Annotated in this window: 13 protein-coding genes; 5 read left to right on the top strand and 8 right to left on the bottom strand. The window is 69.4% G+C overall.

Annotated elements, in window-relative coordinates:
* Positions 1 to 83 precede the first annotated feature (83 nt).
* Positions 84 to 662 (bottom strand): orotate phosphoribosyltransferase, encoded by a 579-nt coding sequence (gene pyrE / locus VF557_03415; protein HEX8079236.1) that lies wholly within the window; start codon positions 660 to 662, stop codon positions 84 to 86.
* Between the two features lie 273 nt (positions 663 to 935).
* Here pyrE and VF557_03410 point away from each other — a divergent pair, with 273 nt between their 5' ends.
* The gene (locus VF557_03410; GenBank protein HEX8079235.1) at positions 936 to 1,346 is read left to right on the top strand and encodes a hypothetical protein; all 411 of its coding nucleotides are present in this window, start codon (positions 936 to 938) and stop codon (positions 1,344 to 1,346) included.
* On the opposite strand, the gene VF557_03405 is transcribed toward VF557_03410, so the two are convergent.
* The 5 genes from VF557_03405 to VF557_03385 are packed head-to-tail and all read right to left on the bottom strand — an operon-like array spanning position 1,343 to position 8,373.
* Positions 1,343 to 3,100, bottom strand: coding sequence for a DEAD/DEAH box helicase (locus tag VF557_03405; GenBank protein ID HEX8079234.1), 1,758 nt, complete (start codon positions 3,098 to 3,100; stop codon positions 1,343 to 1,345). The two genes, VF557_03410 and VF557_03405, sit on opposite strands and share 4 nt — an antisense overlap.
* Positions 3,101 to 3,136: 36 nt before the next feature.
* Positions 3,137 to 3,529, bottom strand: a complete 393-nt coding sequence (locus tag VF557_03400; protein HEX8079233.1) for a DUF2237 domain-containing protein — start codon at positions 3,527 to 3,529, stop codon at positions 3,137 to 3,139.
* Between the two features lie 58 nt (positions 3,530 to 3,587).
* The gene (locus VF557_03395) at positions 3,588 to 4,247 is read right to left on the bottom strand and encodes an ATP-binding cassette domain-containing protein (GenBank protein HEX8079232.1); all 660 of its coding nucleotides are present in this window, start codon (positions 4,245 to 4,247) and stop codon (positions 3,588 to 3,590) included.
* Positions 4,244 to 5,155, bottom strand: coding sequence for an ATP-binding cassette domain-containing protein (locus tag VF557_03390; GenBank protein ID HEX8079231.1), 912 nt, complete (start codon positions 5,153 to 5,155; stop codon positions 4,244 to 4,246). Before VF557_03390 ends, VF557_03395 begins: the two co-directional genes overlap by 4 nt.
* An 11-nt stretch (positions 5,156 to 5,166) precedes the next feature.
* Entirely contained in the window at positions 5,167 to 8,373 is a 3,207-nt protein-coding gene (locus VF557_03385) for an FtsX-like permease family protein (protein HEX8079230.1), read from the bottom strand.
* Positions 8,374 to 8,551: 178 nt separating this feature from the next.
* On the opposite strand from VF557_03385, the gene VF557_03380 reads away from it, so the two are divergent.
* A complete protein-coding gene (locus VF557_03380) occupies positions 8,552 to 12,016 on the top strand; it encodes a pre-peptidase C-terminal domain-containing protein (GenBank protein HEX8079229.1) in 3,465 nt (1,154 codons plus the stop codon).
* Positions 12,017 to 12,289: 273 nt separating this feature from the next.
* Positions 12,290 to 14,230, top strand: coding sequence for a PPC domain-containing protein (locus tag VF557_03375; protein ID HEX8079228.1), 1,941 nt, complete (start codon positions 12,290 to 12,292; stop codon positions 14,228 to 14,230).
* Positions 14,231 to 14,234: 4 nt separating this feature from the next.
* Here VF557_03375 and VF557_03370 read toward each other — a convergent pair whose 3' ends face one another.
* Positions 14,235 to 15,191, bottom strand: coding sequence for a DMT family transporter (locus VF557_03370; GenBank protein HEX8079227.1), 957 nt, complete (start codon positions 15,189 to 15,191; stop codon positions 14,235 to 14,237).
* A 69-nt stretch (positions 15,192 to 15,260) separates the two neighbouring features.
* On the opposite strand from VF557_03370, the gene VF557_03365 reads away from it, so the two are divergent.
* Positions 15,261 to 16,184: a LysR substrate-binding domain-containing protein gene (locus tag VF557_03365; protein HEX8079226.1), complete on the top strand. Its 924-nt coding sequence runs from the start codon at positions 15,261 to 15,263 to the stop codon at positions 16,182 to 16,184.
* A gap of 10 nt (positions 16,185 to 16,194) precedes the next feature.
* Here the strand turns inward: VF557_03365 and VF557_03360 are convergent, their stop codons facing one another.
* Positions 16,195 to 16,581, bottom strand: a complete 387-nt coding sequence (locus tag VF557_03360; protein HEX8079225.1) for a VOC family protein — start codon at positions 16,579 to 16,581, stop codon at positions 16,195 to 16,197.
* Between the two features lie 53 nt (positions 16,582 to 16,634).
* Here VF557_03360 and VF557_03355 point away from each other — a divergent pair, with 53 nt between their 5' ends.
* Positions 16,635 to 17,363 (top strand): peptidase E, encoded by a 729-nt coding sequence (locus VF557_03355; GenBank protein HEX8079224.1) that lies wholly within the window; start codon positions 16,635 to 16,637, stop codon positions 17,361 to 17,363.
* The last annotated feature ends 5 nt before the right edge of the window (positions 17,364 to 17,368 follow it).

Genomic DNA, 17,368 nt, shown 5'->3' with positions numbered 1-17,368 from the left:
GGCTAACGGTCATTTCAGCTGATTGACGACATTCTTTCGCTAGCTCATCCAATCCACTTGGCGGGAATGCGGCGAGACCACTTTCAGCTAGGCGTAGAAGCTCGGACTTTGCCAACTGGCTTAATTCCAAGATCGCGGTAAGTGATGAGCGGCCGGTACGCAACTCCGAGCTCTCGGAATTTATCCTCTGCCTCGTCGCCTCGGTCAACTAATGTGACGGCCAGTACGATCCGCGCCCCAGTTTCCTGCACGACCCCGAGTGCCTCCAGGATCGAACCGCCTGTGCTAACGACATCGTCCACGAGTAGCACTCGCATGCCAGGCGCGAGCTGCGCCCCCTCGATGCGCTTCCCCTTGCCGTGCTTCTTGGCCTGCTTCCGCACCACGAACCACCGCTTGCGCGCCAAAAGCGCGATGCCAATCGCGTAGGCGTCAGCCCCGAGGGTCAAACCACCGACCGCGTCGAACTCGACGCCCGTGGCGTTCGCCAGTTCCATGATGGCTTCGCAAGCGAGGCCGAGGTGCTCGCCTTCAGCCAACGCCTTCTTGCCGTCCATGTAGTCATGGCTCAGTTCGCCCGAAGCAAGCTGAAACGGTTCGGCCCGGTACTCCAGGCCGTGCTGCTTCACAATTGCTACGACATCGTCGCGCAGTGCTGACAAGGTGGGACGCTCCGAACTTACGGTGTGCGCTGAGGGAGGAGGACTTAACAGGTCCTCGCGACGTGCCCATACTGCCATGCATCCTCCGATCCGCACTACAGGGGTGCGGTCTATTGGCTTAGCCCACTACCAACGTGCTCAAGTGTCTCTTACGCGAGTAGGCTATCCGTGGAAACACGCCCGAATAACACGGCTATCTTGGGCCCTCATCCCACGCTCAGTCCATCAACCTACCCCAGTTGTGTCAGCCGAGTACACGGCTAATCTGTAGAGGTGGCCCACAGCGACGCATCGTCCAACCGCATGCCTGAGCGCCTCTGCGCTCGGGCCGGTTGTGGTCAAGCCGTGGTCGGCCGCAGCGACAAAATTTATTGCTGCAACAAGTGTCGCTGGGATGCGAACAATCGCAAAGCGCCACCAGCAACCCTCGATAGTATGACCGGCCAAGCCAGCGTCATCGACTTTGCTCGGGGGCGACGTAATCAGATTGCGGCGGCAGCAGATGCGAAAGCATTTGACAAAACCCGAGTGTCGGACCTGCTGGACGCCGTCTTCCTTGCGCTCGGTCGCATTGATTCTGCGTCACGTTCGCAGCGACCCTCCGACTGGCGAGAACTGCATGACCAACTAGCCAATGCCGTTACAAGATTGCTCGACACGCTCGGCCTAGATTATGAGCGCTAGGGCTTGTGGCGCGGCTTCTTCACCCTGCTGGGTCGCTCGGCGCCGTCCTCGCGGGTCAGCTCGATCAGCTGGCCCGAGATCCGGGTCCGGCTCAGCGCGTCCAGCGTCCGGGGCGGCAGGTCCGCCGGCAGCTCGACCAGGCTGTGATCGATCCGGATGTCGATGTGGCCGAAGTCCTGCCGGCTCAGGCCGCCCTCGTTGGCGATGGCGCCCACGATGGAGCCCGGCTGCACCTTGTGCCGCTTGCCCACCCGGATGCGGTAGGTGGCCAGCCGGACGTCGGACTTGGCGCGGCGCTGCCCGGCCACCCGGACCGTCGGGCGATCCCGATCCCGATCCCGATCCCGGTCGCCGGCCCGGTCGGCCGCTGAGCTGAACTCGTTCTTCCTTTTCACCACGGGAGGTTCGGGCGCCAGCAGGAACGACTGGTCGTCCTGGGACAGCACCGCCAGCGCCGCCGCCACATCGGCCACCGGCACGTCGTGCTCGCGGGCGTAGTCATCGATCAGGCCCCGGAAGAGGGGCAGTTGCGGCGAGGCCAGGCTGGCCGTGATTGAGTCGGCGAACTTCGCCACCCGGGTGGTGTTGACGTCCTCCACGCTCGGCAGCGTCATCTCGGTGAGCGGTTGCCGGGTGGCCCGCTCGATCGAGCTGAGCAGGTGCCGTTCCCGGTGGGTCATGAACAGCAGCGCCTCACCGGTGCGACCGGCCCGCCCGGTGCGCCCGATCCGGTGGATGTAGGACTCGGTGTCGGTGGGGATGTCGTAGTTGAGGACGTGGCTGATCCGCTCGACGTCCAGGCCGCGGGCCGCCACGTCGGTGGCCACCAGGATGTCGAAGGCGCCGCTCTTGAGCTGGGCAATGGTGCGCTCACGCTGGGCCTGCACCAGGTCGCCGTTGATCGCCGCCGCCGAGAAGCCCCGGGCGCGCAACCGCTCGGCCAGGTCCTCGGTGGCCTGCTTGGTGCGGACGAAGACGATCATCGCCTCGAACTGCTCGACCTCGAGGATCCGGGTGAGGGCGTCCATCTTCTGGGCGTTGGCCACCTGCAGGTATCGCTGCCGGGTGTTGGCCGCCGTGACGGTCTTGGTCTTGACCGTGATCTCGGCGGCATCGGTGAGGTAGCGCTTGGAGATCCGCCGGATCTGCGGCGGCATGGTGGCCGAGAAGAGCGCCACCTGCTTGTCGGCCGGGGTGTCGGAGAGGATCTTCTCGACGTCCTCCTGGAACCCCATCTGCAGCATCTCATCGGCCTCGTCCAGCACCAGGAAGCGCAGCCGGGTCAGATCCAGGGTCTTCTTCTCCAGGTGGTCGATCACCCGGCCGGGCGTGCCGACCACCACGTGCGCGCCGCGGCGCAGGCCCGACAGCTGCACGCCGTAGCTCTGGCCCCCGTAGATCGGCAGCACGTGCAGGCCGGGCAGGTAGTGGGCGTACTTGCTGATCGCCTCGGACACCTGCAGCGCCAGCTCGCGGGTCGGCGCCAGGATCAGCGCCTGGGGCGCCTTCTGGGCTTTGTCGTCCAGGTCGATCCGGGACAGGATCGGCACCGCGAACGCGGCGGTCTTGCCGGTGCCGGTCTGGGCCAGGCCGACGACGTGGCGGCCGGCCATCAGCGCCGGGATGGTGGCGGCCTGGATCGGCGAAGGGGTCTCATAGCCGACATCGGCCAGGGCTCGAAGCACCCGCTCGTCGATGTCGAGGTCGGCGAAACTCAGGTGGCTGGCAAGGGGTTCGTCTTCAGGCGCGCTCATCAGTGTCCAATCTAGTGGACGCCGGCGCGGCGCCGTTCAGGTCAGCGAGCTCGGGTCCGCCGGCACGTCGATGGCGTGCTCGCGCAGGATCTCCAGCGGGATGATCTCCAGCGCCAGGGCGTTGGTCGCGGCCAGCACCACCGGCGCGGCCACCCCCGCGCGGTAGGACTGCAACCAGCGCATCGCCACCACGCACCAGCGGTCACCCGGCCCCAGGCCGGCGAAGTCGTATTCCGGTCGGGGCGTCACCAGGTCGTTGCCCAGTTGCCGCTGATGTTGCAGGAACTCCGCGGTCAGCACCGCGCACACCGTGTGGCTACCGACGTCCTGCGGCCCGGAGGTGCAGCGGCCGTCGCGATAGAAGCCGGTGACCGGATCGCTGCCGCACTCCTCCAGTTCGCCGCCCAGCACGTTTCGGTTTTCGCTCACCCCGCAAGTCTGGCACCGGCGGGGCGTGGCTGGGGTTAGCCCCGTGCCCGGTGACTACTCAGGTCGTGCGGTCCTCGCGCACCCAGCTCGCCCGGCCCTCGTCCAGCCGGAGCTCGGCGTCGCACAGCGCGGCCGCCTCCGGGTCGTGGGTGGCCACCAGCACGCCGGCGCCGCGTCGCGCCTCGGCCCGCAGCAACCCCATCACCCGGCCACGGTTGAGCGCGTCGAGCTCGCTGGTGGGTTCGTCGGCGAGCAGGTAGGACGCGCGCTCGGCCAGCCCGCGGGCCACTGCGACCCGCTGCTGCTGGCCGCCGGACAGCTCCTCCAGCAGCTGGTCGGCGGCCTCGTCCAGACCCAGTGCCAGCAGCGCTGCCTCGGCGCGCTGCCGGGCGTCGACCAGCCTGGCCGCGACCAGCGGCAGCGCCACGTTCTCGATCGCGGTCAGGATCCGGATCAGCGCGTTGCCCTGCGGTATCAACACGATGCCGTTGGCCACCGCCTGATCGCGTCCGACGACCGGCTGGCCGGCCACGCTTAGCACGCCGGCCGACGGCGCGATCATGCCGGACAAGGCCGCCAGCAACGAGCTCTTGCCCGCTCCCGAAGGTCCGGTGACGGCCACCAGCTCACCCGGTGCGAGCGCCAGGTCAGCCTGCTGGACGGCGACCAGCTCACCGAAGCGGACCTCGATCCCCCGGGCGTGCAGGCCGCCGGTCACGTGCTGGCTCCCGGCCGTCCGCTGCCGTCCGCGCTCGGGCTGCCGTCCGCGCTCGGGCTGCCGTCGGCGCTCGGGCCGCCGGGGCGAGGATCCAGCAGCACCGTGCCGTCCGGATTGAGCTTTACCCGCAACAGGGTTCCGGGCGCGAGCTGCTCGCGCACATCGGGCGGCAGTTGCAGCGAGCCGTCCCGGCCGAGCACGGCGAAATCCTCACCGCCGTGGCCCTCGGCTCCGATCCGGCCGTCGCGGATGGTGATGGTGCGCGGCATCCGGGCGGCCACCTCGGGGTCATGCGTCACCGTGATCACCGTGGTGCCCACCGATCGGTTCACCGACCCGATGGCCCGCAGCACCTCGTCGCGATAACGGTGATCGAGCTGGCTGGTCGGCTCGTCGGTCAGCAACAGGCCGGGCAGGGTCGCCATCCCGACCGCGACGGCCAGCCGCTGCAGCTGTCCCGGGGTGAGCTCTGCCAACCGGCGCCCGGCGCAGTCGGCCAGCGACAGCAGGTCCAGCACCTCGATGGGCCTGGGCAGTTGCCGGACTCCCAGGCGCTGAGCGGCCTTCTGCGCGAAGGCGACGTTCTGCGCCGGGGAGGCGTAGCTGAGCAGGTTGCGGGTCGCGCCCTGCAGCACCGCACCGACCTCGATGGCCCGCAGCCGGTCCAGTTCGACGTCGGACAGGCTGGAGAGGTCGTGCTCGCCCACCCGCAACCGGCCGGCGCTGGGACGCTGCACGCCGGCGAGCAGCGTGATCAGGGTGGACTTGCCCGAGCCGGAAGGCCCGAGCAGGCCCACCAGCTGGCCCGCCGGCACCTCCAGATCGACACTGGTCAGCGCGACGACGTCGTTGCCCTCCAGCCGGTAGATGTGCACCAGGCCGTGCGCCGACACCGACAGGCCTCTCATCGCCCCTGCCGTCACTGCCCCTCCCTCAGCGCGCTCGGCGACACGGCGCGCAGTACCAGGACCGCGGCCAGCGCGGCGGCACAGCACAGCAGCGCCAGCGCGCCGCCGGTGGCCAGCAGCACGACCGGCCACGCGGTGCCGTAGCTGGGCGACGGCACGGTGGACGGGTTGACGAACAGCGCCATCGCGGGCAGCGCCAGCCGGGCCCCGACCACCCCGACCGCGGCGCCGGCCAGCCCCCCGGCGAGCACGCCGAGCACCTGCTCGACCAGCACCGCCCGGCGCAGCGTGCGCAACGGCAGCCCGAGCAGCCGTAGCGCCGCGAGGTCATAGCCGCGGGGCCGCCTCGAGGTCACTGCGACGATGACGATCATCAACGCCGCCAGCAGGGCCGCGATCAGCCCCGCTGCCAGCGCCGCCCTGATCGACCAGGCCGGTGGCGATTGGTCATAGACCGACAGCTGGTCGGCGATCGTCGAGCGCCCGGTGACGCCGATGCCGGCAGCGGTCAGGGCCTCGGTCAGCCGGTGCTCGCGGGCCGGGTCGACCGTACGCAGCCAGATGCCGGCGGTGCTGTTGGTGAGCACCGACTGGCTGGCCGAGATCGCCAGCTCCAGATCCAGCAGCAGCGCGCCGGCGCCCAGCCGGGGCAGGAAAGGCAGCGACCCTACCGGCTGGCAGTTGGCCGAGGCGCCGTCGATGCCGTGCATCTGCACCGCCGAGTCGGCCTCACCGGTGACCGGGGAATCGGCACCCGGGGAACTGGCGCCCGCGGAGCCGGTGCCCGCGAGCAGGCAGGGCAGGTTCACCGGCACGTTGAGGTGCTGCAACGTGGCCTCGGACCCGTGACTGACCGCCTGCAGCGCCAGGGCGCCGGCGGCGCCCTCGGTGAATGAGACAGTGGCCGCCGCGCCGACCGCGGCCGCCGCCTCCTCGGCGTTGCGCCAGTCCTGCGCGCGGCCCAGCGGCACCGGCTGCCAGGGACCGGCCGAGCCGGCGGGTGGGCTGGCGGCGGAGCTTGCGTCTAATCCCAGCAGCTGGATCGACACCTTGGCCGCCAGGAAGTCACCCACCGTCCTGACCAGCTCGATCCGGCTCAGCGTGCAGCCCTGTTCGCAGCCGCCGAGCAGCGCGGTCGGGGCACCGGCGCCGGCACCGGTCCGCACCGGCAGTTGGGCGGCGGTCAGCGAGCCGTCCGGACGCCGCAGGTGAAACCGCAGCGACACCGGCTTGGGTCGGTCGCTGGAGGTCGGGTCATCGCTGACCAGGCTGACCGCGCCCAGCCGCAGCCGGAGCGCCCGGCCGCTCAGCACGACCGGATCGGGCGGGTCGGTCGGCACCAGCCGGTCCAGCAGCGGTTGGGGCGGGGCGTCGTGGTCAAAGCCCCAGTCGGCGATCCGGTTCAGCCGCCGGGGATCCGCGGCGAGCACCGGGGTCGCGTCGCCGTCGGGGCGCTGGGTGATCACCGCCATCGCGTAGTCCCCGCCCGGGTCGGCGTCAGCCACCACCGACCGGAGCTTGGCCGCCGTGGGGGTGGTGACCTCCAGCACCACCGCCGAACCGATCTCGGCCGCTGCCCTGGCTTCCCGGTTGACCGCCGCGACCTTCCACTGATCGACGCTGGAGACCAGCAACGCCACCGCCACGCACACCAGGGTGAGCACCCGTCGAAAGCCGGGCCGGCGGGCCGCCTGCAGGCCGGCCACCGCAACCACCAGCCGCCCTCGCCAGAGCGCCCGGCGCCCGGCCAGCCGAGCTGCCCACAGGGCCAGCCGGCCCAGCAGCAGGCCGGCCAGGATCGCGATCAGGCTGGGCGTGACGAGGGCCAGCGCGCTGTTGCGCTCACCGGTCAGCGCCACCGTGACACCGCCGACGGCGGCCACCGCCAGGCCGACCTCGGCCGCCCCGACACCCCGTCGAGCGGTGATCGGCGCTACGGTGCGCAGCAACTGCCCGATCGGCTGGGCCGCCGCCCGGCGGGCCAGCAGTGCCGCCAGTGCCAGCTCCACCAGGGCAACCGCGCCGCCGGCGAGCAGCACCGGCCAGCGCCACTCCGGCTCGACGCCGGCCGGCAGCCACCAGCGGCACAGCAGCCAGCACCCCGCCCAGGCCAGCAGCAGGCCGGGAACCAGCGTGGCGCCCACCAGCGCCGCGATCTCGCCTAGGTAGGGCCCGACCGCGGCGCGCTTGCTCTGGCCGCGCAGCCGGGCAAGGGCCAGCTCTGAGCGGCGCTGGTCGACCCCCACCGACACCACCAGGCCGAGCACCACCAGCACCACCAGCGCCAGTTGGACCGCCAGCGTCGGGATGATCACCCGGCTCTGGCGCCGTCCGGCGTCGGCCTGTTCCAGGACCGAGACCAGTCGCGATTCGACGCTGCCCCGGTTCGGATCTCCGGGCGGGTGCGCCGCGTCGATCCTGGCGGTGATCGCGTCCACCGCCTGCAGCAACCGCCGGCTGTCCTCGACGCCGATGCTCCCCGGCGGCACCGGCAGGTCGGCGAGGTACTGGAACGGCGTGCCGCTGCCGGCCGTGGCTGACCGGCGGGCGGCCTCGAAGGCCGCGACGCCGGCCGGTGACAGCAGCAGGGCGTCGGAATGCAGCAGGTCCGGCACGGCGTCGCCCTGCGGTTCGCGCACCACGCCGGCCGAGGTCGAGTAGGCACGGTCGAACCAGTAGTCGGTGGCCGGGTCGAACGGTTGGTAGAGCCCGGCCACCCGGACGGCGCCGATGTCGTAGGCCACCGACCCGCCCCGGCCGGTCAGCCGCAGCCGGTCGCCGACGGCGACCTGGAGCGCTCGGGCGCTGGAGCTGCTGACGAGCACCTCCAGGCCCGTCACCGGGCACCGCCCCTCGGTGATCCGCAGGTGCTGGCAGACGTCGTCGCGGCCGGCGGCGACCGCCTCGAAGCGCGAGCGCGGCCCGGTGACCGACACGTCGGCCTCGAAGCCGGTCACCGGCGTCGCGAACACCTCTCGCTGCCCCCCGGTGGGCAGATAGGACCGGACCTCGGCCGGCGAGCCCGCCGTGATCGTGACACCCCGCTCGGCGGGGCCGGTGTGGCTGAGCTGGGACCGGATCGCGGCCTGTTCCACCGCTCGCTGGTACATCGGCCCGGCCGCGCAGGCAGCGATCGCGGTCATCGACAGCAGGCCGACCAGCATCGATTGGCCGGCCCGGTGACGCAACGAGCGCAACCCCAACCAGCCGCCGGACATGGCCGACAGGCTAGCTCGCCCGAGCACGTTCCGCGTGCGGCGGCTGGCCCTGGGTGTGACTGCCCGAGTCGGCGCCTTCTAGAGGATTGACAGGGTATATGCACGAGTGCAATGTGGCTGGTAGGTGTCTTTGTCGACAAATCGCTCTCATATCCACCTCCTCTATCTTGGAGATCCGATGCCCTCTCGTCGCTTGCGGACCGGCAGCCACCTCATCACCCCCACCGGGCGCTCAGGCAGCAGACGCCGGCTCCGGGTAGGCCCCGTTCTGATGGCGCTCACCCTGGTGGCTACCAGCTGGACGGCCACCGCTTCGTTGTCGGCGACCTCCGCCGCGGCAGCTGAGAACCCGCCGCTGTGGCAGAGCATCAGCGGCTGCGGCGCGCTGGTTCCCATCAAAACCATCCAGGCGACGCCGTCGGACTACCTGTCGAAGCTCTCGCAGCTGGTTGCGGGCGACCGGCTGCAACTGGCCGCCGGCACCTACACCCAGGGCCTCAGCATCCACGGCAAGAGCGGGGGGCCGGACAAGTGCATCATCGTCGAGGGCCCAGCCAGCGGCTCGCCTGCCGTTTTCACCAACAGCAATGTTCGCAACATCGTGAGCTTGAAGGACTCGAGCTATATCGCGGTGCGCAACCTGTCTCTCGACGGCGGGGGTTTGGGGGGCGACGGCGTCCGGGGCGAGGCGCATGGCACGTCCAACCATCACATCCTGCTGGAGGGGCTGAACCTCAAGAATTTTGACGTAGATCCGCTGGTCTCGGGCATCAACAGCAAGTCCTGGGCCTGGAACTGGGTCGTTCGCAACAACACGATCGCCAGCACCGGCACCGGGATGTACTTCGGCCATTCCGACGGCACCTACGGGACCGCCAACTTCCTGGTCGAGAACAACGTCGTCTCCGACACCCGGGAGTACAACGTCCAGTTCAAGCACCAGACTGCCCGCAACACCTCGATCGGCATGCCCTCGACCGGGACGACGATCATCCGCAACAACGTCCTCAGCAAGGCGACCCGGCCGCTCTCCGGCGCCGACCGGGCGATGCCCAACCTGCTGGTGGGGCACTGGCCGACCTCGGGGCCCGGCTCCACCGACACGTACCAGATCTACGGCAACGTCCTTTACGACAACCCCCACGAAGGCCTGTTCCAGGGCGAGGGAAACCTCGCCTTCCATGACAACCTGCTGGTGAACCGCACCCAGTGGGGGGTCAGCATCCAGCGGCACAACGACGTGCCGAAGCGGATCGACATCTTCAACAACACCGTGGTCACCGCCGCCGAGGGCATCTACATCAGGGAGCCCGATCTCAACTATCCGCAGCGCGTCTTCGGCAACGCCGTCTTCTCCCCCACCCCCCTGACCGGCGGCCAGCAGAGCAACAACGTCACCGGCAGCTACAGCGCCGCCTCGACCTACCTCACCAACCCGATGGCCGCACTCGGAGCGGGCCTGGACCTCTACCCCAAGACCGGCCAACTCCAAGGCACCGCGATCGACTACTCCGCCCACACCGGCCTGATCGACTACGACCGCGACTTCAACTACCGGCCACGGATCGCCACCTATCGAGGCGCCTACTCCGGCGACGGCGTCAACCCCGGATGGAAGCCGGCGCTGGCGATCAAACCCGAACCCGCACCTGCTCCGCCTCCGAATCCAACTCCCGAACCGATCGGGAGCGGCTGTGGCGCGCTGACTCCGCTCCGGACCATCCAGGCGAACCCCTCCAACTACCGGTCGCTGATGGTGGGGCTGATCCCAGGTGATCGGCTCCAGCTCGCCGCCGGCACCTACACCCAGGGCCTGCCGATCTCGGGCATGAACGGGCAGGCCGACAAGTGCATCGTCTTCGAAGGGCCGGCCAGCGGTTCTCCGGCCGTGTTCCTCGCTAACGACGGCTCGAACGTCGTGAGCTTCAGGAACTCCAGCTACATCGCCGTGCGCAACCTGACCCTCGACGGCCGGGGCCTGAACTCCGACGGCGTCAAGGCCGAGTACGGCTCGGCATCGGTGCACCACATCCTGCTGGAGGGCCTGAGCCTCAGGAACTTCAACGCCACCGGGATCTCAGGCATCACCTCCACGGCTCCGGTGTGGAACTGGGTCGTGCGCAACAACACGATCACCAGCGCCTACTCAGGAATGTCCTTCGGCACCGACGGCACGCACACGATGGCCAACTTCCTGGTCGAGAACAACCTCATCTATGACACCCGCGCCTACAACCTCCGGTTCGGCCGCCAGCTCAGCCGGGACACCTCGATCGGCATGCCGTCGACGGGCACGACGATCATCCGCAACAACGTCTTCAGCAAGGAGACCGGCTCGCTCTCCGGCGCCTCCGCCACCCCGAACCTGCGCATGGGCCACTGGCCGCTCTCGGGCGCCGGCTCCTCCGACATCTACCAGGTCTACGGCAACCTCTTCTACCAGAACCCCTACGAGGCGCTGTTCCAAGGTGAAGGCAATATCGCCCTCCACGACAACCTGTTCGTCAACCGCACGCAACTGGCGGTGAACATCCAGGCCAATGACAGCGCGCCCAGGCGGATCGACGCCTACAACAACACCGTGGTCAGCAGCACCACCGGCATCCGGGTCACGGGCGCTGACCCCGCCTACTCGCAGCGCGTGGTGGGCAATGCCGTCTTCGCCGCCACGCCCCTGAGCGGCGGGCAGCAGAGCAACAACGTCACCGGTAGCTACAGCGCCGCCTCGACGTACCTGAACAACCCGATGGCAGCGCTCGGAGGGGGCTTGAACCTCTACCCCAAGACCGGCCAGCTCCAAGGCGCCGCCATCGACTACTCCGCCTTCACCGGCCTGACCGACTACGACCGCGACTTCAACAACCGGTCGCGGATCACCACCTACCGGGGCGCCTACTCCGGAGACGGCGTCAACCCGGGATGGACCCTCGCGTGGGCGATCAAGTCGCAGTCCGGGCCGGCGCCGAGCAACCAGTTGCAGAACGGCGTCGCGGTCACGGGCCTGTCCGGAGCGACCGGCAGCCAACGGTTCTGGACGATGACCGTGCCGCCCGGAGCGTCGAACCTGAAGTTCCAGACCTCGGGCGGCACCGGCGACGGCGACCCGTACGTGCGGTTGGGCTCGGCCCCGACCACCGCGGCCTACGACTGCGGACCGGTCACCGGCGACAACAACGAGACCTGCACCTTCCGGGCGCCGGCGCCGGGCACCTGGCACGTGATGGTGGATGGCTACGCCGCCTACTCGGGCATGACACTGATCGGGAGTTATCAGATGAGCCCGAGTTGCACGTCGGTCACGGAGGTGGAGCCCAACGACAGCACCGCCGCGCCGCAGGCCATCTCGGGGGCCTGCAGCCAGATCGCGGGGACGTTCGTCAATGAGACAACGGCGAATGACTATTTCCGCCTCAGCCTGCCGGCGGGACGCACGGTGACCGCGCAGCTCTACGGCCTCAGCGTGGACTACGACCTCTACCTCTACAACGTGGCCGGTACCTTGCTGGCGAGTTCGGGCAACAGCGAGGCGAGCGCAGACCAGGCGTCCTGGACCAACACCGGCACCACAGCGGTCAACGTCTTTGTCCGCGTCGATCGCTACTCCTCGACCCAGACGCCCTACCAGCTCGGGATCAGCTACTGACCCGTCCCCTTCTCCCTCAGGACATTCGATGCGCTCCCTTCGCTTCGGCTCCGGCGGCGACTCCACCTCTCTCGTCGCCGACACCCGTCGATTTCGTACCCGCCCCGTTCTGCTGGCGCTCGCCCTGGCGGCTACCAGCTGGTACGCGGGGTAGGTGATCCGATCCGCTCGGACACCGCCAGTGCGGCGTTCGCGGCGACCACAGCCTCGTTCTCCACTGCCGCGACCGCCGAAAACCCTCCTCTTCACCAGACCATCAGCGGCTGCGGCGCGTTGGTTCCCACCAGGACCATCCAGGCGACCCCCTCCAACTACCGGTTGCTGCTCGCCGATCTGGTCCCGGGCGAGCGGCTGCTGCTGGCCGCCGGCACCTACACCCAGGGCCTGTCCTTCTGGAACAGGAACGGCCAGCCCGACAAGTGCCTCATCGTCGAGGGACCGGCCAGCGGCCCGCCCGCCGTGTTCACCAATAGCCCGGACCGCAACATCGTGAGCTTCAAGGACGCCAGCTACATCGCCGTGCGCAACCTGTCCCTCGACGGCCAGGGCATAGCGAGCGACGGGGTCAGGGACGAGGCCCATGGCACGTCCGCCCATCACATCCTGATCGAGGGATTGAGCTTCAAGAACTTCAACGCCACCCAGATCACAGCCATCAACACCAAGTGCCCAGCATGGAACTGGGTGGTCCGCAACAACACGATCACCAGCACCTACACGGGGATGTACTTCGGAAACTCCGACGGCGCGGGCGAAACCACCAACTTCCTGGTGGAGAACAACCTGGTCTACGGCACGCTGGGCTACAACGCCCAGTTCAAGCACCAGCTCACTCGCAACACCTCGATCGGCATGCCGTCGACAGGCACGACGATCATCCGCAACAACGTCTTCAGCAAGGAGACCGGCTCGATTTCCGGCAGTGCCGCGCGCCCAAACCTGCTGGTGGGGCACTGGCCGACCTCGGGCGCCGGCGCCTCCGACATCTACCAGATCTACGGCAACCTCTTCTACCAGAACCCCTACGAAGGCCTGTTCCAGGGCGAGGGCAACGTCGCCTTCCACGACAACCTGCTGGTGAACCGCTCGAACGCCGGGATGTATTTCCAGCCGCACAACAGCGTGCCCAAGCGGGTCGACATCTTCAACAACACCGTGGTCACCAGCGGCACCGGCATCCGGATCACGGGCGGCGACCCTGCTTATTCCCAGCGGATCGTCGGCAACGCCGTCTTCGCCGGGACGCCCCTTTCCGGTGGGCAGCAGAGCAACAACGTCACCGGTAGTCACAGCGCCGCCTCGACGTACCTGAACAACCCGACGGCGGCGTTGGGAGCGGGCCTGGACCTCTACCCCAAGACCGGTCAGCTCCAAGGCGCCGCCATCGACTACTCCGCCTTCACCGGCCTCACCGACTACAACCGCGACTTCAACTACCAGTCGCGGATCACCACCTACCGGGGCGCCTACTCCGGAGACGGCGTGAACCCGGGCTGGACGCCGGCGCTGGCGATCAAACCCCAACCCGCCCCGAGTAACGTGCTGCAGAACGGCGTCGCGATCACGGGCCTGTCCGGAGCGACCGGCAGCCAACGATTCTGGACGATGACCGTGCCGGCCGGGGCGTCGAACCTGATGTTCCAGACCTCGGGCGGCACCGGCGACGCCGACCCGTACGTCCGCTTCGGCTCGGCCCCGACCACCACGGCCTACGACTGCGGACCGGTCACCGGCGACAACAACGAGACCTGCGCCTTCGGAGCGCCGGCGCCGGGAACCTGGCACGTGATGATCGACGGCTACGCCGCCTTCTCAGGCATGACCCTCATGGCCAGCTACCAGACCAGCCCGACCTGCACCTCCGTCACCGAACTCGAGCCCAACAACAGCGTCACGGCGCCGCAGGCCATCTCAGGGCCCTGCAACCAGATCTCGGGAACGTATCTCAACGACTCGGCGACGCAGCAGAACGACTACTTCCGGCTCAGCCTGCCGGCGGGACGCACCGCGACCGCGCAGCTCTACGGCCTCAGCGTGGACTACGACCTCGAGATCTACTACGCGGGCACGAAGGTGGCGCAGTCTTACCACAGCGACACGAACGGGGAGCAGGCGTCCTGGACCAATACGACTACCTCAGCGGTCACCGTCTACATCCGCGTCGACCGTTACACCTCGCCGCAGGCGGCCTACAAGCTGGGAGTCAGCTACTGACCTGCTAGCTCGCCTCGGCTGCGGCCGGCCGTGCGACAGCGGTCGGCCGCAGAATCACCACCGCCGCCAGCACCACGGCCGCCCCCACCACCTGGCCGGCGTTGACCCGCTCGCTGAACACCACGATGGCCGAAGCGGCGGTGACAACCGGCTCCAGGCAGGACAGGATCGCAGCCGTCGACGCGCCGACCAGCCGGAGCCCGCCGAGGAAGCAGCCGATCGAGATCACGCTGGAGATTAGGGCCAGCAGCGCCAGCCACAGCCAGCCGGACGGCAGCGCCGGGGCCTGCAGCGACCCGGTCGTCAGCCCGAAAAAGCCCACGCTGATCGCGGCGCTGCTGCACACCAGCGCCGCGAGCAGGTACACGTCGAAGTCCTCGGGCAGGCCGTTGGCCACGGTGATGTAGAGCGCGTAGGTCAGGGCGGAGCAGAAGGCCAGCAGCACCCCGGCCGGAGCTACCGGGCCGTTGGAACCGGCATAGCCGAGCAGCAGCGCCAACCCCGACAGCGAGCACCCCAGGGCGGCGAACTTGCGCCGGCTGGCGCTCTCGCGGCGCAGCGCCAACCCCAGCACCACCACCACCGCGGGATAGACGTAGAGGATCTGCCCGACCAACGAGGCGTCGATCCGGGTGAGCGCGGAGAAGTAGCAGGCGGCCTGCACGGCATAGCCGACACCGCCCAAGGCCAGGCAGGTCAGCAGCAGCCGCGGCCCGGGCATCGCCGGCCGGCGGATCGCCACGATCAGCCAGAACACCAGCGCCGCGATGCCGAACCGCCCGGCCAGCATCGAGCTGACGCTGAACCCGGCGGCGAAGCACTGCTTGGCGAACACCGCGGCCAGGCCGAAGGCGACCGCCGAAAGCAGGCAGAGCCCGACCCCCAGGGCCGAACCCGGCTGCCCGGCTGCCGGGTTCGGTCCTGCCGCCGGTGTGGGAACAACGGTGGCGGTCTGGGTCACCGGCTTAACCTATGGGCGCGCCATCAATCGAGGTAGCCTTGGTTTCCTTGACGTTGCAAAGGAAGATCCTTGATCTCTCTTCACCAGTTGCGCTGCTTCCTGGCCACCTTGGAGCACGGCTCGTTCACCGCCGCCGCTACCGAGCTCGGCTTGGCGCAGCCGTCCATCTCCGAGCAGGTCCGGCTGCTGGAACAGGGGCTGAACGCGCCGCTGTTCGACCGGGTCGGCCGGGGGCTGCTGCCGACCGAGGCCGCCCGGGCGTTGCGCCCGCACGCCGAGCGGGCGCTGACCGCGGTGACCGAGGCCGGCCGCGCGGTCGCCTCGGTGCGCGAGGTCCTGGAAGGAACCATCCGGTTCGGGGTGTTCGGCACCGCCCGGTTGTACCTGGGCAGCGCGCTGGTGGCCGACGTGCTGCGCGCGCATCCCAGGGTACGGCTGGAACTGATCGGGCAGAACTCCATGGAGGTGCTGCAGGACCTGCGCAACGGCCGGCTGGAGGCGGCGGTGATCGCGCTGCCGATCGCCGACGAGGGGCTGCAGGTGCAGCCGCTGATCCGTGACGAGCTCGTCTATGTCAGCGCCGATCCGGCGCGGGTGCGCAAGCCGGTCACCGCCGCCGAGCTGGCAGCGGCGCCACTGGTGCTGTCGGAGGCCAGTTGGGGTAACGACGACTCCACCCGCCGGCAGCTGGCCAGGGCGGTGCAGTCGACGGGCTCGACCCTCAGGCCACGCATCGAGGTGGAGGACATCGAGACCGCGCTGGAGGTGGCGGCACTCGGCCTGGCCGACACGGTCACCGCCCGGGGCCTGCTGCACCGGCTGGGTGACCGGCTCTCGCCCGAGCTGCGCTGGGCGCCGCTGCGGCCACGGATCTTCGACGAGTTCGCGATCGTGCACCGGCAGGGCGCCACCCTGTCACCGGCCAGCCGGGCGATCGTGGCGATCGCGGCAGCCCGGATGCGGGCCGTCGGCGCCGCGGTGGCCGGCCGGTGACCAGACCGGCTCAGCGCTGGTCGCGACGCAGCGGGTGATCCTCAGGCACCTGCACCAGCACGATCCGGACGCCGTCCGGGTCGGTGATCCACAGCTCGATCAGCCCCCAGGACTCCAGTCGGGGCGGGCGCGACACCGGCACCCCCAGGGCGGCCAGCCGGGCGTGCTCGGCGCCGACGTCGCGCACCTGCAGCCATAGTTCCAGTTCGGCCGAGGCGGCGCCCGGGTCACCGGCCGGACTCTGCCCGGACACCTCGAGCAGGCCGTTGCCGAGAAAGAACACCAGCCCGCCGGGGAACTCGCGGTGCACCGCCAGCCCGAGGATGTCGCGGTAGAAGCGCTGGCTGGTCGTCAACTCGCGGGGGTGCAGCAGCAGCCGGCTGCTCAGAACGTCCATGCCTGCCATGATGCGCCTCCGGCCGGGCCGGACCGGCTCGATAGATTGCCGCCATGACGGCAGCAGAACCGACCATCCTGGCCACCTCGGGCGGCATGGTCGCCTCGCGCCGGCTTCGCTGGGAGTTCGGCCCGCTCACCGATTACGCCGTCGAGCTCGCCGGCGTCGCCGGGCGGGCCCCGCGGGTGTGCTTCCTGGCCACCGCGATGGGTGACAACGCCGAGCAGATCAGAGGGTTCTACGACGCCGCCGCGCAGCGGGGCTTCTTTCCGAGCCACCTTGCGCTGTTTCCGATGCCCAACGTGGAGGACCCGCGTGAGCTGCTGCTGAGCCAGGACGTGATCTGGGTGCTCGGCGGCAGCGTGGCCGGCCTGCTGGCGATGTGGCGATTGCACGGGATCGAGCCGGCGATGCGGGAGGCATGGCAGGCCGGCGTGGTGCTGACCGGGGTGTCGGCGGGGTCGATCTGCTGGCACAGCGGCGGCACCACCGACTCGTTCGGGCCGCAACTGCGTCCGGTCACCGACGGCCTGGCCCTGGTGCCGTTCTCCAACGGCGTGCACTACGACTCCGAGCCGCAGCGCCGGCCGATGTTCCAGTCGCTGATCGGTGACGGCACGCTGGCCCCTGGCTATGCCACCGAGGATGGCGTCGGCGTGCTCTACCGGGGCAGCCGTTTCGTCGAGGCGGTGACCGAGCAGCCGGGAAAGACCGCCTACTACGTCAGCCGGTCGGCGGAGGGAGCCGTCACCGAGCAGCCCCTGGACACCCGCCTGCTCTGAGGGGC

The sequence above is a fragment of the Jatrophihabitans sp. genome (assembly GCA_036389035.1).
Classification (GTDB): domain Bacteria; phylum Actinomycetota; class Actinomycetes; order Mycobacteriales; family Jatrophihabitantaceae; genus Jatrophihabitans_A.
The sequence above is the reverse complement of the archived record's forward strand: the minus strand, read 5'-3'. Positions and strand labels throughout refer to the sequence as shown.

Coding starts and splice junctions, on each gene's coding strand:
- VF557_03405 (HEX8079234.1), bottom strand. CDS start 3,100: ATGAGCGCGCCTGAAGACGAACCCCTTGCCAGCCACCTGAGTTTCGCC.
- VF557_03390 (HEX8079231.1), bottom strand. CDS start 5,155: ATGAGAGGCCTGTCGGTGTCGGCGCACGGCCTGGTGCACATCTACCGG.
- VF557_03385 (HEX8079230.1), bottom strand. CDS start 8,373: ATGTCCGGCGGCTGGTTGGGGTTGCGCTCGTTGCGTCACCGGGCCGGC.
- VF557_03380 (HEX8079229.1), top strand. CDS start 8,552: ATGCCCTCTCGTCGCTTGCGGACCGGCAGCCACCTCATCACCCCCACC.
- VF557_03360 (HEX8079225.1), bottom strand. CDS start 16,581: ATGGACGTTCTGAGCAGCCGGCTGCTGCTGCACCCCCGCGAGTTGACG.
- VF557_03355 (HEX8079224.1), top strand. CDS start 16,635: ATGACGGCAGCAGAACCGACCATCCTGGCCACCTCGGGCGGCATGGTC.